The organism is Streptomyces sp. NPDC041205 (assembly GCF_055591765.1).
The window spans coordinates 1,059,528-1,074,753 of record NZ_JBVIZH010000001.1; the positions used below are offsets into that span (position 1 = coordinate 1,059,528).

13 protein-coding genes are annotated in these 15,226 nt (G+C 70.4%); 8 read left to right on the forward strand and 5 right to left on the reverse strand.

Going from position 1 to position 15,226, the window contains the following annotated elements:
• The first annotated feature begins 110 nt into the window (after positions 1 to 110).
• Positions 111 to 1,346, forward strand: a complete 1,236-nt coding sequence (locus tag ACZ6BG_RS04660; protein WP_468996824.1) for a GNAT family N-acetyltransferase — start codon at positions 111 to 113, stop codon at positions 1,344 to 1,346.
• Here the strand turns inward: ACZ6BG_RS04660 and ACZ6BG_RS04665 are convergent.
• The 3 genes from ACZ6BG_RS04665 to ACZ6BG_RS04675 all read right to left on the reverse strand — a co-directional run bounded on the left by ACZ6BG_RS04665 (position 1,343) and on the right by ACZ6BG_RS04675 (position 3,224).
• Positions 1,343 to 1,579, reverse strand: coding sequence for a superinfection immunity protein (locus ACZ6BG_RS04665; RefSeq protein ID WP_468449733.1), 237 nt, complete (start codon positions 1,577 to 1,579; stop codon positions 1,343 to 1,345). The two genes, ACZ6BG_RS04660 and ACZ6BG_RS04665, sit on opposite strands and share 4 nt — an antisense overlap.
• Before the next feature lie 106 nt (positions 1,580 to 1,685).
• Positions 1,686 to 2,516 (reverse strand): Fpg/Nei family DNA glycosylase, encoded by an 831-nt coding sequence (locus ACZ6BG_RS04670; protein ID WP_468996826.1) that lies wholly within the window; start codon positions 2,514 to 2,516, stop codon positions 1,686 to 1,688.
• A 219-nt stretch (positions 2,517 to 2,735) separates the two neighbouring features.
• A complete protein-coding gene (locus ACZ6BG_RS04675) occupies positions 2,736 to 3,224 on the reverse strand; it encodes a ribose-5-phosphate isomerase (RefSeq protein ID WP_468996828.1) in 489 nt (162 codons plus the stop codon).
• Positions 3,225 to 3,449: 225 nt separating this feature from the next.
• Between ACZ6BG_RS04675 and ACZ6BG_RS04680 the strand changes: the two genes are divergently transcribed.
• Entirely contained in the window at positions 3,450 to 4,931 is a 1,482-nt protein-coding gene (locus ACZ6BG_RS04680; RefSeq protein WP_468996830.1) for an amino acid permease, read from the forward strand.
• Between the two features lie 184 nt (positions 4,932 to 5,115).
• A complete protein-coding gene (locus ACZ6BG_RS04685; RefSeq protein ID WP_468996833.1) occupies positions 5,116 to 6,471 on the forward strand; it encodes an FAD-binding oxidoreductase in 1,356 nt (451 codons plus the stop codon).
• A 57-nt stretch (positions 6,472 to 6,528) separates the two neighbouring features.
• Here the strand turns inward: ACZ6BG_RS04685 and ACZ6BG_RS04690 are convergent, their stop codons facing one another.
• Positions 6,529 to 7,110: a biotin transporter BioY gene (locus ACZ6BG_RS04690; protein ID WP_468996836.1), complete on the reverse strand. Its 582-nt coding sequence runs from the start codon at positions 7,108 to 7,110 to the stop codon at positions 6,529 to 6,531.
• Between the two features lie 424 nt (positions 7,111 to 7,534).
• Between ACZ6BG_RS04690 and ACZ6BG_RS04695 the strand changes: the two genes are divergently transcribed.
• The 4 genes from ACZ6BG_RS04695 (at position 7,535) to ACZ6BG_RS04710 (ending at position 11,695) form a co-directional block, all read left to right on the forward strand.
• Positions 7,535 to 8,854 (forward strand): amino acid permease, encoded by a 1,320-nt coding sequence (locus tag ACZ6BG_RS04695; RefSeq protein WP_468997924.1) that lies wholly within the window; start codon positions 7,535 to 7,537, stop codon positions 8,852 to 8,854.
• 180 nt (positions 8,855 to 9,034) lie between these two features.
• On the forward strand, positions 9,035 to 10,444 hold the full coding sequence (locus ACZ6BG_RS04700) for an amino acid permease (RefSeq protein ID WP_468996838.1): 1,410 nt from the start codon (positions 9,035 to 9,037) through the stop codon (positions 10,442 to 10,444).
• A 223-nt stretch (positions 10,445 to 10,667) separates the two neighbouring features.
• Positions 10,668 to 11,318: a superoxide dismutase gene (locus tag ACZ6BG_RS04705; RefSeq protein ID WP_189729915.1), complete on the forward strand. Its 651-nt coding sequence runs from the start codon at positions 10,668 to 10,670 to the stop codon at positions 11,316 to 11,318.
• A gap of 215 nt (positions 11,319 to 11,533) precedes the next feature.
• Complete coding sequence (locus ACZ6BG_RS04710) at positions 11,534 to 11,695, forward strand: hypothetical protein (protein ID WP_468996840.1); 162 nt, start codon at positions 11,534 to 11,536, stop codon at positions 11,693 to 11,695.
• Between the two features lie 14 nt (positions 11,696 to 11,709).
• Here the strand turns inward: ACZ6BG_RS04710 and ACZ6BG_RS04715 are convergent, their stop codons facing one another.
• On the reverse strand, positions 11,710 to 12,366 hold the full coding sequence (locus tag ACZ6BG_RS04715; RefSeq protein ID WP_468996842.1) for a mycothiol-dependent nitroreductase Rv2466c family protein: 657 nt from the start codon (positions 12,364 to 12,366) through the stop codon (positions 11,710 to 11,712).
• 144 nt (positions 12,367 to 12,510) lie between these two features.
• Here ACZ6BG_RS04715 and pepN point away from each other — a divergent pair, with 144 nt between their 5' ends.
• Entirely contained in the window at positions 12,511 to 15,126 is a 2,616-nt protein-coding gene (gene pepN / locus ACZ6BG_RS04720; protein WP_468996845.1) for an aminopeptidase N, read from the forward strand.
• Positions 15,127 to 15,226: the final 100 nt, after the last annotated feature.

Sequence of the window (15,226 nt, forward strand, 5' to 3'; positions counted from 1 at the left end):
TCCCCCTTCAGGGGCACCTCACCCGTATCTCCACACCCAGCGTCCACACGCGCGTTCCGGTACGCGGAAAACAATTCGCCGCGCCCTTGGAGCCCTGGTAGGCATGGCATATGACAGCAGAATTGCGGGAGTTGAGCCAGGGCGACTGGGAGCAGTGGTACAAAACGTTGGACGTGGCCTTCGGCGGCGTGCCCGAGGCTCCTGAGGAGCGCGAGCTGTGGCGCGACCTCACCGAGTGCGAGCGCTCGATCGGCGCCTGGGACGGCGAGGCCTGCGTGGGCACGGCCGGCGCGTTCAGCTTCCGCATGTCCGTGCCGGGCGGCGCCGTGGTGCACACGGCGGGCGTGACGATGGTGAGCGTGGCGGCCACGCACCGGCGGCGCGGCCTGCTCACGGCGATGATGCGGCGCCAGCTGGACGACGTGCGGGAGCGCGGCGAGGCGGTGGCGGTCCTGACGGCGTCGGAGCCCGAGATCTACGGCCGGTTCGGGTACGGGGCGGGTTCGTTCCAGCACCGCATGGAGATCGACAAGGCCAGGGTCGGCCTGTCCGTCCCGCCGGGCACCGACGACGTACGGCTGCGCTACGAGACGCCCGCCAAGGCCCTGCCCGCCTGTGAGGCGGTGTACGCGCAGCGGGTGCCCGGCCGCCCCGGCATGATGGCGCGGCGGCCCGGCTGGGAGCGCCTGATCACCCTGGACCCGCCGTCCGACCGCAACGGCGCGTCGCCGCAGCAGTGCGTGCTCGCCGAGCGCGACGGCGAGGTCGTCGGTTTCGCGTTCTACGCGGTCAAGCCCGAGTGGGACGCCCGGGGCCCCAAGGGCACGGTCAAGGTGCAGGACGTGGAGGCCCTGGACCCGGCGGCGTACGCGGCGCTGTGGCGCTTCCTGTTCGGCATCGACCTGACGTCGACGGTCCTGGCCCTGAACCGGCCGGTGGACGACCCGCTGGCCCAGCTCGTCACGGACGTGCGCCGCTGCGATCTGCGGACCCGGGATTCGCTGTACGTACGCCTGGTGGACCTCGGAGCCGCCCTCGAAGCCCGCACGTACCAGACCCCGATCGACGTCGTCCTGGACGTGGCGGACACCTTCTGCCCCTGGAACCAGGGCCGTTGGCGCCTGACCGGCGACCCCAAGGGCGCCTCCTGCAAGCGCGTCGACGACGACACCCCGGCCGACCTCGCCCTCTCCACCCGCGAGCTGGGCTCCCTCTACCTGGGCGGCGTCCCCCTCACCCAGCTCACCGCGGCGGGCCGGGTCCGTGAACTGCGCCAGGGCGCGGCGGCGGAGGCGGGCCTGGCGTTCGGCTCGGCCCTCGCACCGTGGCTGTCGCACGGCTTCTAGACCGGCTCCGGACCGCCCGCCCGCGCCCCGCGGGGCTCCTTCGGCTTACGGGTCGCCAGGTACAGGGCGAGGAACCAGCCGAGGACGCTGGCGCCGAAGAGGACGTTGACGACCAGAACCAGCCAGCGGTTCTCCGCGTTCCGCCAGAAGGCGAGGAGCGCGGGGAGGAGGTAGAGGACGAGGAACGCCAGAGCGGCGGCTACGGCGAACAGCGCGCCCAGGTCGTCGAACACGTTGGTGGTACCTCTTCTTTTCCTTGTTCTTGCTGTTCTTGCTGTTCTTGCTGTTCTTGCTGTTCTTGCTGTTCTTGTACTTGTCTCGGCCGGAGCCCGGTTCTCGCTACGGCCGGTGGCGCTGCGGCTGGCAGGTCGGGCACCAGAAGAGGTTGCGGGCGGCGAGATCGGCGGTGCGGATCTCGCCGCCACAGATGTGGCAGGCCTGACGGGCTCTGCGGTACACGTACACCTCGCCGCCGTGGTCATCCACGCGCGGCGGGCGGCCCATCGCCTCCGGCGTGTGCTCGGGGCGGACCGTGTCGATGCGATTGTGCCGGACGCCCTCGCGCATCAGATCCACCAAGTCCGCCCAGATCGCGGCCCATTGGGCGTACGTGAGGTCCTTGCCGGGCGTGTACGGGTCGATGCCGTGCCGGAACAGGACCTCGGCGCGGTAGACGTTGCCCACGCCCGCGACGACCTTCTGGTCCAGGAGGAGCGCGGCGATCGTCGTGCGGCTGCGCGAGACGCGGCGCCAGGCCGTCTCCGGGTCGTTCCCCTCGCCCCGCGGGCGCAGTGGGTCCGGGCCCAGGCGGGCGTGTATCGCCTGCTTCTCCTCGTCCGTGATCAGGGCGCAGGTCGTCGGGCCGCGGAGGTCCATGTACGCGGTGTCGTTCGTCAGGCGGAGGCGGACGGTGTCCGTGGGTGGGGGCGCGGGGGCCGCGCCGAAGGTGACCTTGCCGAAGAGGCCCAGGTGGATGTGGATCCAGCCCGTGTCCGGGAAGCCCAGGAAGAGGTGCTTGCCGTGGGCCTCCGCCGTGTCCAGGGGCCTGCCCGTCACCAGGGCCGCGCTGTCGGAGAACTTGCCCTGCGGGCTGCTGGCGGTCGTCTTCCGCCCCTGGAACCGGTCCCGGTGGTCGGCCGCGAGCCGGTGGATCGTGTGGCCTTCCGGCACGGGGTGCTCCTTGTTGCGGGGGGGGTGGGTGGGGCCCTGCCGGGGGCTCCCCAACCCCGCCCCTGGACCCCCGCTCGTCGCCGCTCCGCGGCTCGTCCTCAAGCGCCGGACTGGCTGTAGAGAGCCCCTCCGGCGTTTGAGGAGCGGGGGTCTGGGGGCGGAGCCCCCAGGTTCGGGAAGGGGCGGGATTGGGGAGAGCCCCCGGCAGGGCACCCCACCTCAGCCCTGCTGCGGGTGATGCGCCGGGATGGCCGGGAGTTCGCCGGTGCTCTCGTAGCGGGAGAGCATCTCGATGCGGCGGGTGTGCCGCTCCTCGCCCGAGTAGGGCGTGGCGAGGAAGATCTCGACGAACTTCGTGGCCTCGTCCTGGGTGTGCATCCGCCCACCGATGGAGATCACGTTGGCGTCGTTGTGCTCACGCCCGAGCGCGGCCGTCTGCTCACTCCAAGCGAGAGCGGCCCGCACCCCCTTCACCTTGTTCGCCGCGATCTGCTCCCCGTTCCCGGAGCCGCCGATGACGATGCCGAGGGACTCGGGGTCCGCGGCGGTCTTCTCCGCGGCACGCAGGCAGAACGGCGGGTAGTCGTCCTGGGCGTCGTAGATGTGGGGCCCGCAGTCGACGGGCTCGTGCCCCTCGGCCTTGAGCCATTCGACGAGGTGGTTCTTCAGTTCGTAGCCGGCATGATCCGAGCCGAGGTACACGCGCATGGAGCGAAGTCTGGCATGCGTGAGGGCAAGCGGCCGCCGTGGGGCGGCGGGGCACCCCTCCGGGCACCGATTGGTGCAGGCCAATCCCCTGGCCGGTCATCGTGCGTAAGCGGCCGTTCACGCAGCATTCCGCGGAATACAACGATCCGGAGACGGGTCTTTCGTCCCGTACGCCCCTGCGCTTTTAATGCGGGGGCTCGTCCCCGCGAACCAAAGGAACTGCCTATGACCTCGCAACCGTCCCTTGCGAAGGAAGACAGCAAGCCCGAAGGGCCCGATGATTCCCAGTCGGGCAAGGCGGGCAACGGCCACGGGCAGGGCGGCGACGGCCTGCAGGCCGGGCTGAAGAACCGCCATTTGTCGATGATCGCCATCGGTGGCGTGATCGGTGCGGGTCTGTTCGTCGGTTCCGCCTCCGGCATCAAGGCCGCGGGCCCGGCGATCCTCGTGTCGTACGCCCTCGTCGGCACGATGGTCGTGCTCGTGATGCGGATGCTCGGCGAGATGGCCGCGGCCCGGCCGACGTCCGGCTCCTTCTCCGCGTACGCCGATCAGGCGCTCGGCCGCTGGGCGGGCTTCTCCATCGGCTGGCTGTACTGGTTCTTCTGGGTCGTCGTGCTGGCCGTGGAGGCCACCGCGGGCGCCGTGATCCTGGAAGGGTGGATACCCGCGATCCCGCAGTGGGGCTGGGCGCTCATCGTGATGGTGGTGCTCACCGCCACGAACCTGGTCTCGGTCGGCTCCTACGGCGAGTTCGAGTTCTGGTTCGCCGGGATCAAGGTCGTCGCGATCGGCGCGTTCGTGCTCATCGGGCTGCTCGCCGTCTTCGGTGTGCTGCCGGGCTCGGACAACCCCGGTGACGGCTTCGCGCATCTGACGGACGCGGGCGGCTTCATGCCCAACGGGGCGGGCGCCATCCTCACGGGTGTCCTGATGGTGGTCTTCTCCTTCATGGGCTCGGAGATCGTCACGCTCGCCGCCGGTGAGTCGGAGGACCCGCAGCGCGCCGTCACCAAGGCCACGAACAGCGTCATCTGGCGCATCGGCGTCTTCTACCTCGGTTCGATCTTCGTGGTCGTGACGCTGCTGCCCTGGAGCGACAAGTCCATCGAGAAGGACGGTTCGTACGTCGCCGCGCTGAACTCGATCGGCATTCCGCACGCCGGTCAGGTGATGAACGTGATCGTGCTCACCGCAGTGCTCTCCTGCCTCAACTCCGGCCTCTACACGGCCTCCCGCATGGCGTTCTCGCTCGGCCAGCGCGGGGACGCGCCGAAGGCGTTCGCGCGCACCGACTCCAACGGTGTGCCGCGCGCGGCGATCCTCGGCTCGGTCGTCTTCGGCTTCGCCGCCGTCTGGTTCAACTACCAGTGGCCGGAGACCGTCTTCGACTTCCTGCTGAACTCCTCCGGCGCGGTCGCGCTGTTCGTCTGGCTCGTCATCTGCTTCACGCAGCTGAGGATGCGCGGCATCATCCTGCGCGAGCAGCCGGAGAAGCTGGTCGTGAAGATGTGGCTGTTCCCGTACCTGACCTGGGTCACCATCGGGATGATCTCGTTCGTGATCGTCTACATGCTGTACGACGACGCCGGGCGCAAGCAGATGGTGCTCTCGCTGCTCGTGGCGGCCCTCGTGCTCGGCTTCTCGCTGGTGCGCGAGAAGGTGCGGCCGCGGACCGCCGAGGAGGCGGCCGAGGTCGAGTCCTGAGCCGGGGCTGAGGCCCGCTCAAGCGCGGCGGGGTGGTCCCGGGATTCCGGGACCACCCCGCCGTCGTGCGCGCGGCGCGGAAAACCTGACGGAAACTGTCAGGTTATGCGGGCAGGGTGGGCCCGGCAAGGACAAGATCCTCGGCGCCGCGCACCCCGCCGCGCCCGCATGACGGAGGCAGCCCGTGAACGACACCGCCCACCCCGCGCAGCCGCTCACCTTCCGGCCGGGCCAGGACGGCTACGACGACGAGATCGCCGGATACCAGACGGGGTACGCCCAGCGCCCCGACGTCGTCTTCGCGGCCACGAGCGCCGACGACGTGGTCGCGGCCGTGGCGTACGCCGCCGACGCGGGCCTGCCGGTCGGGGTGCAGGCGACCGGGCACGGCCTGCCGGACGCCTCGCACGGCGGCGTACTGATCAGCACCCGGCGCCTGGACGAGGTCGTCGTGGACCCCGTGGCGCGCACCGCGCGGGTCGGGGCGGGCGTCCGCTGGGGGCAGGTCGTCGCGGCCGCCGCGGAGCACGGCCTCGCGCCGCTGAACGGCTCGGCGCCGTCCGTGGGCGCCGTGTCGTACACGCTGGGCGGCGGGCTCGGCGTCCTGGCGCGGGAGTTCGGGTACGCGGCCGACCACGTGCGCTCCCTGGACGTGGTCACGGCCGACGGCGCCGTGCGGCACGTGACGGCCGGGGGCGAGCCTGAGCTGTTCTGGGGGCTGCTCGGCGGCGGCGCGAACCTCGGCGTCGTGACGGCCCTGGAGATCGGTCTGGTGCCCGTGGCGCGGCTGTACGGGGGCGCGCTCGCCTTCGACGGGCGCGAGGTCGACCCGGCGGCGGTCCTGCGCGCGTACACGGCCTGGACGGAGACGGTGCCCGACGAGGTCACCTCGTCCCTCGCGGCGCTGGTCTACCCGGATCTGCCGATGCTCCCGGAGGCGCTGCGGGGGCGCTATCTGGTGACCGTGCGCGTCGCGTACACCGGCACCGCGGAGGAGGGCGAGCGGCTCGTGGCGCCGCTGCGCGCGATCGGGCCCGCGCACGAGGACTCCCTGCGCGAACTGCCGTACACCGAGAGCCACACCATCCACAGCGACCCCGACTTCCCGCACGCCTACTACGGGGAGAGCCGCATGCTGGACGGCCTGGACGGCGAAGGCGTGGAGCGGATCCTCGCGCTCACCGGGCCCACCGCCGACCGCATGCACGTCGTGCAGCTCAACCACCTGGGCGGCGCCCTCGCCCGGCCCGCCGCGAACGCCGTGCCGCACCGGGACGCGCGCTGGCTGCTGCGGATCCTGTCGCCCCTGAACGGCGCCGACAGCGCGGACGGGGCCGACCGGGCGAGCCTGCGGGAGCTGTACGCGGGCGCGTTCGGGGAGGTGGCGCCCCAGGTCCTCGGGCAGTCCCTGAACTTCACCTTCGGCGGTGGTGACCGGCCCGAGGGGCTGTACGACGCCGAGACGCACAAGAGGCTCGCCGGTCTCAAGGCCACGTACGACCCGGCGAACCTCTTCAGGCGGAACTACAGCGTCCGCTGACGTCGACGGGCCGGTGCCCGCACGGCACCGGCCCGCATGTCAGACGTCCGCGGCGCGTCAGCGCTTGTCGTGGAGGTACTTCCACGCCAGCGGCACCGCGCCCATCGCGAGCGCCGCCTTGAGCGCGTCGCCGATGAGGAACGGCGTGAGTCCGGCCGCGACCGCCTCGGTGAGCGACATGCCGGTCGAGGCGGCCAGGTACGGCACGCCGACGGCGTAGATGATCGCGGAGCCGAGGACCATCGTCCCGGCCATGCGCACCACGTTCCGGTCGGCGCCGCGGCGGGCGAGGGCGCCCACGACCATCGCGGCGAGGAGCATGCCGAAGACGTAGCCGAGGCTCGGCGCGCCCATGCCCGCCTTGCCCTGCGCGAACCAGGGCATGCCCGCCATGCCGACGAGCGCGTACACCGCGAGCGAGGCCGCGCCGCGGTAGGCGCCGAGCGAGGTGCCGACGAGCAGGGCCGCGAAGGTCTGGCCCGTGACCGGGACCGGGGAACCGGGGACCGGGACGGCGATCTGGGCCGCGATGCCGGTGAGGGCGGCGCCGCCGAGGACCAGGGTCACGTCGCGCAGGCGGGTGGCGGGGATCAGGTCGGCCAGGACCTGACCCGGACGGGAGAGGGCGGCTGTGCTCATCGGGACTCCGTGATTCTGGGGGCCATGAGGGGGCAGGCAAGCGGGACGCTGTGACCCTATCCCCGGCGGGTGCGGCGTATCAGGGGGTGCCGGTGACAAAGGCAGCGGCCCGGCGTTGGTGGGCTTCGCACAAAGACACCGGGGCACACCTGCTTCGGCGTGACGCTCGTCACTGAGGTCAGTGCCGTGAGGGCCCCGGTTGCTTCCCGGGACGTCCAGCGGCGACACTGTGGATACCCGCCAAACCCCTTGAGCACGTCCCGCCGTACTCCTTGAGCACGAGAGCCGACGACACGTGAAGCACGACTCCTTGCCGTCCCGGTCTGCGGTGCCTCCCACGGGAGCGACGGCGGTCGACACGCCCGCCGCCACGGACACGGGGCCCGAACCCCTCGGCGGCGGCCTCAAGCAGCGCCACCTCACCATGCTCGGCCTCGGCGGCGTCATCGGCGCCGGGCTCTTCGTGGGGTCGGGGGCCGGGATCGAGGTCGCGGGGCCGGGCATCGTCCTCTCCTATCTGATCGCGGGCGCGCTCGCGATGTGCGTGATGCGGATGCTCGGCGAGATGTCCGCCGCGATGCCCGCCTCCGGCGCGTTCTCCGTGCACGCGGAGCGGGCGCTCGGACGGTGGGCCGGGTTCTCGGTGGGGTGGCTGTACTGGTTCCTGCTCGTCGTGGTGCTCGCGGTGGAGGCGACCGGCGCGGCCCGCATCGCGGGCGAGTGGGTGCCCGGGGTGCCGCAGTGGGCGTGGGTGCTCGTCTTCATGGTGTTCTTCACCGGCGCCAACCTCGCGGCCGTGAAGAACTTCGGCGAGTTCGAGTTCTGGTTCGCCGCCCTGAAGGTCTTCGCGATCGGCGCGTTCCTCGTGCTCGGGCTGCTCGCGATCTTCGGGGTGCTTCCCGACACCGACCCGGTGGGCCTCACGCATCTGACCGGCGACGGCGGCTTCCTGCCGCACGGCTGGGACGGGGTGGTCTCCGGGGTGGTCGTGGTGCTCTTCGCCTTCGGCGGTCTGGAGATCGTGACGATCGCGGCGGCGGAGTCCGACGATCCGGTGCGCTCGGTGGCGCGGGCGGTGCGCAGCGCGGTGTACCGCATCCTCTTCTTCTATGTCGGCTCGATGCTGGTCATCGTGACGGTGCTGCCGTGGACGGCGCAGCAGGCGGGTTTCAGCCCGTATGTCACGGTCCTGGACTCCATCGGCGTCCCGTCGGCCGGGACTCTCATGAACATCGTGGTGTTCGTGGCGCTCCTGTCGTCCCTGAACGCCAATCTGTACGGCTCCTCGCGCATGATCTTCTCGCTCGCCGAGCGCGGCGAGGCGCCGAAGGCGCTCCTTCGGGTGTCGGGCGGCGGGGTGCCACGCCGGGCCGTGCTCGCCTCGGTGGCCTTCGGCTTCGTGTCCGTCCTGCTGAATCTGAAGTGGCCCGAGTCCGTCTTCCTCTACATGCTCAACTCGGTCGGCGCGGCGCTGCTGTTCGTCTGGGCGCTGATCGCGCTCTCACAACTGCGGCTGCGGCGGCGCATCGAGCGCGAGGCCCCCGAACGCCTGACCCTGCGCATGTGGTTCTTCCCCTGGCTGACGTGGGCCGCGCTCGCGGCGATGGCCGTGGTGATCCTGCTGATGCTCCGGGACGACGGGGCGCGGCCGCAGTTGCTGTGGTCGGCGGGCGCGACGGCGGCCGTGATCGCGGTGGCGTGGGCTCGGGAGTGGTGGCAGCGGCGCCTGCGCACGCGTTCATGACACTTATGTGTTCATGATGTGAACAAACCTTCACCATGTGTGAGCGTCGTGTCCGTATACCGGTCAACTGTTCCCTGTGAGCGGTACGCACGCTCAGACTGTGGCGCACTTCGCTCCCCCTCTCTGCCACTGACCCGTCTCTGCCACTGACCCGTCTCTGCTACTGAACAGGGCACGCCCATGTCTCGGACGTCCTTGCAGGACGCACCACCCAAAGCCGACGCGCCGCTCGGTCACGGACTCAAGCAGCGCCATCTGTCGATGATCGCCCTCGGCGGCGTGATCGGCGCCGGGCTCTTCGTGGGCTCCGGCACCGCCATCGCCGCGGCCGGCCCCTCGATCATCCTGGCGTACGCGATCTCCGGCGCCCTGGTCATGCTCGTCATGCGCATGCTGGGCGAGATGGCCGCAGCCAACCCGGCGTCCGGCTCCTTCTCCGTGCACGCCGAGCGGGCGATGGGCCCGTGGGCCGGGTTCACCGCGGGCTGGTCGTTCTGGTTCCTGCTGTGCGTCGCCGTCGGCCTGGAGGGCATCGGCGCCGCGAAGATCGTGCACGGCTGGGTGCCGGGGGTCCCGGAGTGGGCCTGGGTCGCCCTGTTCATGCTGGCGTTCTGCGGCACGAACCTCGCGGCCGTGAAGAACTTCGGCGAGTTCGAGTTCTGGTTCGCCGCCCTGAAGGTCGGCGCGATCGTCCTCTTCCTCGGCATCGGCGTGCTCGCGATCTTCGGCTGGCTGCCCGACACCGAGGCGCCCGGCATGACCAACCTCACCGGGCAGGGCGGGTTCATGCCCAACGGCGTGGACGGCCTGATCGTCGGACTGCTCGCCTCCGTGTTCGCGTACGGAGGCCTGGAGACCGTCACCATCGCGGCGGCCGAGTCCGAGCACCCCGTGCAGGGCGTGGCCAAGGCCGTCCGGACGGCGATGTGGCGGATCGCCCTCTTCTACGTCGGCTCGATGGCCGTCGTCGTGACGCTGCTGCCGTGGACGAAGGAAGAGGTCGCGACGAAGGGCCCCTACGTCGCCACGCTCGACCACCTCGGCATCGACGGCGCCGGCCAGATCATGAACGTCGTCGTCCTCATCGCCCTGCTCTCCGCGATGAACGCCAACATCTACGGCGCCTCGCGCATGGCCAACTCGCTGGTGCAGCGCGGCCAGGGCCCCAAGGCCCTCGGCCGGATGTTCGACGGCGTGCCCCGCATCGCCGTCCTGACCTCGTCGGCCTTCGGCTTCCTGTGCGTCCTGCTCAGCTACTGGCGGCCCGACGACATCTTCCAGTGGCTCCTGAACACCATCGGCGCGATCATCCTCGTGGTGTGGTTCTTCATCGCCACGGCCCAGCTGCGGCTGCGCTCCAAGCTGGAGCGCGAGTCGCCGGAGAAGCTGGTGGTGAAGATGTGGCTCTTCCCCTGGCTCACCTACGCCGCCCTCGCCGGGATGATCACGGTGTTCGTCCTGATGGCCCGCGAGTCCGAGACCCGCACCCAGCTCTTCTACTCGGGCGGGCTGACCCTGATCCTCATGGCGATCGGCTACGCCCGCCAGAAGATCATGGAGAACCGGGGCACCGGCACGCCGCGCCCCTGAGACCGGCAGCACCCCGAAGGCCCCGCTCCCCCCTGTGGAGCGGGGCCTTCGGCCGTCCGCGGCACGGGCACCGGGCCCCCGGGCCTAGGACGAAGGGCTGATCAACTTCACCGTACTCCTGCTGCTAGCCTGCACTTGCACATAGGTCGCAATAAAGAGGTGCGAGGCGGCGCCGCGCGACACGGCGCGGCACAGCACGCAGAGCACGTCGGAGGGCTCACTCATGGCCATTTACACGCTTCCTGAACTTCCGTACGACTACGCGGCACTGGAGCCGGTGATCAACCCGCAGATCATCGAGCTGCACCACGACAAGCACCACGCCGCGTACGTGAAGGGTGCGAACGACACCCTGGAGCAGTTGGCGGAGGCCCGCGACAAGGAGTCGTGGGGCGCCATCAACGGCCTGGAGAAGAACCTGGCCTTCCACCTCTCCGGGCACATCCTGCACAGCATCTACTGGCACAACATGAACAGCCCGAAGGACGGCGGCGGCGGTGAGCCCACGGCCGCCGACGGTGTCGGCGAGCTCGCGGACGCCATCACCGAGTCCTTCGGCTCCTTCGCCAAGTTCAAGGCCCAGCTGACGAAGGCCTCCGCGACGACCCAGGGTTCGGGCTGGGGCGTGCTCGCCTACGAGCCGCTCAGCAACCGCCTGATCGTCGAGCAGATCTACGACCACCAGGGCAACGTCGGCCAGGGCTCGACCCCGATCCTGGTCTTCGACGCCTGGGAGCACGCCTTCTACCTGCAGTACAAGAACCAGAAGGTGGACTTCATCGAGGCCATGTGGCAGGTCGTGAACTGGCAGGACGTGGCGAAGCGTTACGAGGCCGCCAAGCAGCGCGTGAACAGCCTGCTGCTGGCTCCCTGATCTCTGGCTCGGGGGCTCCCGGGCCCCGGTGAACGTCCTGCCTCGTGATCGTCTTCTCAACCTTCATGACGGCAGGCGGATAAAGGAAAGGCCCCCGCGAGGACGTGACTCGCGGGGGCCTTTCGGTATGCCCGGTTCCGGCACACAGTGGCCCCATGCCTCAACCGCAACCGTTGTCCTGCTGGACGTGTGGCACCACAGAGCAGCACCTCCCGTTGACCGAGCCACAGAAGGTCTGGCTCCGTGACGAGATCGACGAGGATTACGTGGAGCACTACTGGATGTGCGCCAAGCCCGGCTGCCGGAACGTGCGCACCTTCATGACCGAGCGGCGCTTCCGGATCGATCCCGTGAAGATACCGAAGGGGATCGACTGAACGTCCGTCGAGGATCAGTCGAAGATCGGGCCCTGCGTCCTCGTGCGCTTGATCTCGTAGAAGCCCGGCGTGGACGCCACAAGAAGCGTGCCGTCCCACAGGCGGGCCGCCGCCTCGCCCTTGGGGGCGGGGGTGACGACCGGGCCGAAGAAGGCGACCTGTTCGCCGTCGGTGCCGGGGACGGCGATGACGGGGGTGCCCACCTCCTGGCCGACCTTGTCGATGCCCTCGTTGTGGGAGGCGCGCAGCTCGGCCTCGTAAGGCGTCGAGTCCCAGTGGTCAAGGAGCGACTCGGGCAGGCCGACCTCCTTCAGGGCACCGGCGACGGCCTCCTTCGTGGGGCCCTCGCCCTGGTTGTGGATGCGGGTTCCGAGCGCGGTGTAGAGGTCGCCGAGGACCTCGGCGCCGTGCTCCTGCTGTGCCGCGATGACGACGCGGACGGGGCCCCAGGCGTGGGTCGCGAGCATCTCGCGGTACTCCTCGGGCAGCTCGTCCAGCTTGTTCTCGTTGAGGACGGCGAGGCTCATGAGATGCCAGCGGACCTCGATGTCGCGGACCTTCTCCACTTCGAGGACCCAGCGCGAGGTCATCCAGGCCCAGGGGCACAGCGGGTCGAACCAGAAGTCGACCGGGGTCTTGCCGTTCGCGGTCTGTGCGGCGTTCTCAGCCATGTCTCTCCCTAAGGGATCCGTTCGGGGACTGGCAGCGGAACGTCGGGGGTGTACCAGGGCATTCCCGGATGTCCGCCGAAGGAGCCGCGTGCGAGGATCAGAGGCATTCGAACGAATCATGCGAGCCACAAGGGAGTGCCGCCCGTGCCCGGTGAGAATCTGTCCCGCGACGAGGCCCAGGAGCGGGCCGCGCTGTTGTCCGTCGAGGGGTACGAGGTCTTCCTCGACCTGCGCTCGGCGGTGGGCGACAGCGACGGCGACGCGAGCGCGCCGCGCACGTTCCGATCGGTGACGACGCTGCGCTTCCGGTGCGCCGAGCCGGGCGCCGCGAGCTTCGCGGACCTGATCGCGCCGAGCGTGACGGCCGTGTCCCTCAACGGCAAGGACCTGGACCCCTCGGAGGTCTTCGACGGCTCCCGCATCGCGCTTGAGGACCTGCGCGAGGAGAACGAGCTGGTGGTGGACGCCCAGTGCGCCTACAGCCGCACCGGCGAGGGCATGCACCGCTTCGTCGACCCCGAGGACGGCGAGGTCTACCTCTACACGCAGTACGAGCCCGCGGACTCCCGCCGCGTCTTCGCCAACTTCGAGCAGCCCGACCTCAAGGCCCCCTTCCGCTTCTCCGCGCAGGCGCCCGAGGGCTGGACGGTGTGGAGCAACGGGGTCGGTGAACTGACCGACGGGGTGTGGAAGTTCGCCGAGACCAAGCCGATCTCGACGTACATCACGGCGGTCGTCGCGGGGCCGTATCACTACGTGACCGACTCCTACGAGCGCGTCTTCGAGGACGGCACGCGCCTGGAGATCCCGCTCGGCGCGATGTGCCGCAAGGGCCTCGCCAAGCACTTCGACGCGGACGACGTCTTCCTCGTCACCAAGCAGGGCCTGGACTTCTTCCACGACCACTTCGACTACCCGTACCCCTTCGGGAAGTACGACCAGGCGTTCGTCCCGGAGTACAACCTCGGGGCGATGGAGAACCCGGGCTGCGTCACGTTCCGCGAGGAGTTCATCTTCCGCGGCAAGGTCACCCAGGCGTCCTACGAACGCCGGGCCAACGTCATCCTGCACGAGATGGCCCACATGTGGTTCGGCGACCTCGTCACCATGCGGTGGTGGGACGACCTGTGGCTCAAGGAGTCCTTCGCCGACTTCATGGGCTCCTTCTCCATGGTCGAGGCGACGCGCTTCACCAGCGGCTGGATCACCTTCGCCAACAACCGCAAGGCCTGGGCGTACCGCGCCGACCAGCTCCCCTCCACCCACCCCGTCACGGCCGACATCCGCGACCTGGAGGACGCCAAGCTCAACTTCGACGGGATCACGTACGCCAAGGGCGCCTCGGTGCTCAAGCAACTCGTGGCCTACGCCGGCCGTGACGCCTTCCTGGAGGGCGCCCGGCGCTACTTCAAGCGGCACGCGTACGGCAACACCCGCCTCGGCGACCTGCTCTCCGTCCTGGAGGAGACCAGTGGCCGGGACATGACGGCGTGGTCGCGGGCGTGGCTGCAGACGGCAGGCGTCAACTCCCTCACCCCGCAGGTCACCTTGAACGCCGAGGGCCGCGTCACGGAACTCGCCGTCGTGCAGGAGGCCACCGCCCCTGTTCATCAGTCGGCTCCGCCGGCGGGCACCCTCGAGCTGCGCCCGCACCGCGTGGCCGTGGGCCTGTACCGCAGGGAGGCGGGCGGCGACCTCGTGCGGTACGCCCGCGCGGAGGTGGACGTCGAGGGCCCCCGCACCACGGTCGCCGAGCTGGCCGGGGCCGAGGCGCCGGAACTGGTCCTGGTCAACGACGACGACCTGACGTACTGCAAGATCCGCTTCGACGAGACGTCCCTCGCCACGCTCCGCGACCACCTCGGGGACATCACGGACCCGCTGGCCCGCGCCCTTTGCTGGTCGGCGCTGTGGAGCCTCACGCGGGACGCGCTCATGCCCGCGCGGGACTTCATCGGCCTGGTCCTTCGCTTCGCCGGGCAGGAGTCCGACATCGGCGTCCTGCAGATGCTGCACGCCTGGGCCAACACCGCCCGCACGCACTACGCCGCGCCCGACTGGCGCGAGGAGGGCGGCCGGGCGCTCGCCGAGGGCGCCCTGCGGGAGCTGCGCGTGGCCGAGCCGGGCAGCCAGCACCAGCTGACGTGGGCGCGGTTCTTCGCGTCGGTGGCGTCGTCCGCGGCCGACCTCCAGCTGCTCCAGGGCCTGTTGGACGGCACGGCCAAGGTCGACGGGCTCGATGTGGACCAGGAGCTGCGCTGGGCGTTCCTCGGCGCGCTCGCGGTGAGCGGCGCGGCGGACGAGCAGGCGCTCGCGGCCGAGCTGGCCCGCGACGACACGGCGTCCGGCAAGCGGCACCAGGTCCGCTGTCTGGCCGCGCGCCCTTCGGCGGCGGTGAAGGCGCAGGCGTGGGCCGCCGTGGTGGAGTCGGACGCGCTGTCCAACGCCCTGGTGGAGGCGACGATCGCGGGGTTCCAGCAGCCCTCGCAGCGCGAGCTGACCACGGCGTACGCGCCGAAGTACTTCGAGGTGATCGAGCGGGTGTGGGCCGAGCGGTCCATCCAGATCGGCATGGACGTGGTGCGGGGCCTGTTCCCGCACTTCCAGGACCGCCAGGAGACGCTGGACGCGGCGGACGCGTGGCTCACCGGCCATGAGCAGGCGCCGCCCGCGCTGCGCCGTCTGGTCCTGGAGGCCACGGACGACCTGGCGCGGTCGTTGCGGGCGCAGGCGTGTGACGGGGCCGCGGGCCCCGTCTGAGGGGCGTAGGTGGGCCCCGGGGGTGCCGCCCCGGGTGGTGGCCCCGGGGCGGGGACCCCCACGGACACGCACTTCCCTTCTTCTTTGTTTCTTTCTCTTT

What these genes read in the sequence shown, in the direction of transcription:
- ACZ6BG_RS04660 (WP_468996824.1), top strand. Translation starts at nt 111, where the DNA reads ATGACAGCAGAATTGCGGGAGTTGAGCCAGGGCGACTGGGAGCAGTGG.
- ACZ6BG_RS04675 (WP_468996828.1), bottom strand. Translation starts at nt 3,224, where the DNA reads ATGCGCGTGTACCTCGGCTCGGATCATGCCGGCTACGAACTGAAGAAC.
- ACZ6BG_RS04680 (WP_468996830.1), top strand. Translation starts at nt 3,450, where the DNA reads ATGACCTCGCAACCGTCCCTTGCGAAGGAAGACAGCAAGCCCGAAGGG.
- ACZ6BG_RS04690 (WP_468996836.1), bottom strand. Translation starts at nt 7,110, where the DNA reads ATGAGCACAGCCGCCCTCTCCCGTCCGGGTCAGGTCCTGGCCGACCTG.
- ACZ6BG_RS04695 (WP_468997924.1), top strand. Translation starts at nt 7,535, where the DNA reads ATGCTCGGCCTCGGCGGCGTCATCGGCGCCGGGCTCTTCGTGGGGTCG.
- ACZ6BG_RS04700 (WP_468996838.1), top strand. Translation starts at nt 9,035, where the DNA reads ATGTCTCGGACGTCCTTGCAGGACGCACCACCCAAAGCCGACGCGCCG.
- ACZ6BG_RS04705 (WP_189729915.1), top strand. Translation starts at nt 10,668, where the DNA reads ATGGCCATTTACACGCTTCCTGAACTTCCGTACGACTACGCGGCACTG.
- ACZ6BG_RS04715 (WP_468996842.1), bottom strand. Translation starts at nt 12,366, where the DNA reads ATGGCTGAGAACGCCGCACAGACCGCGAACGGCAAGACCCCGGTCGAC.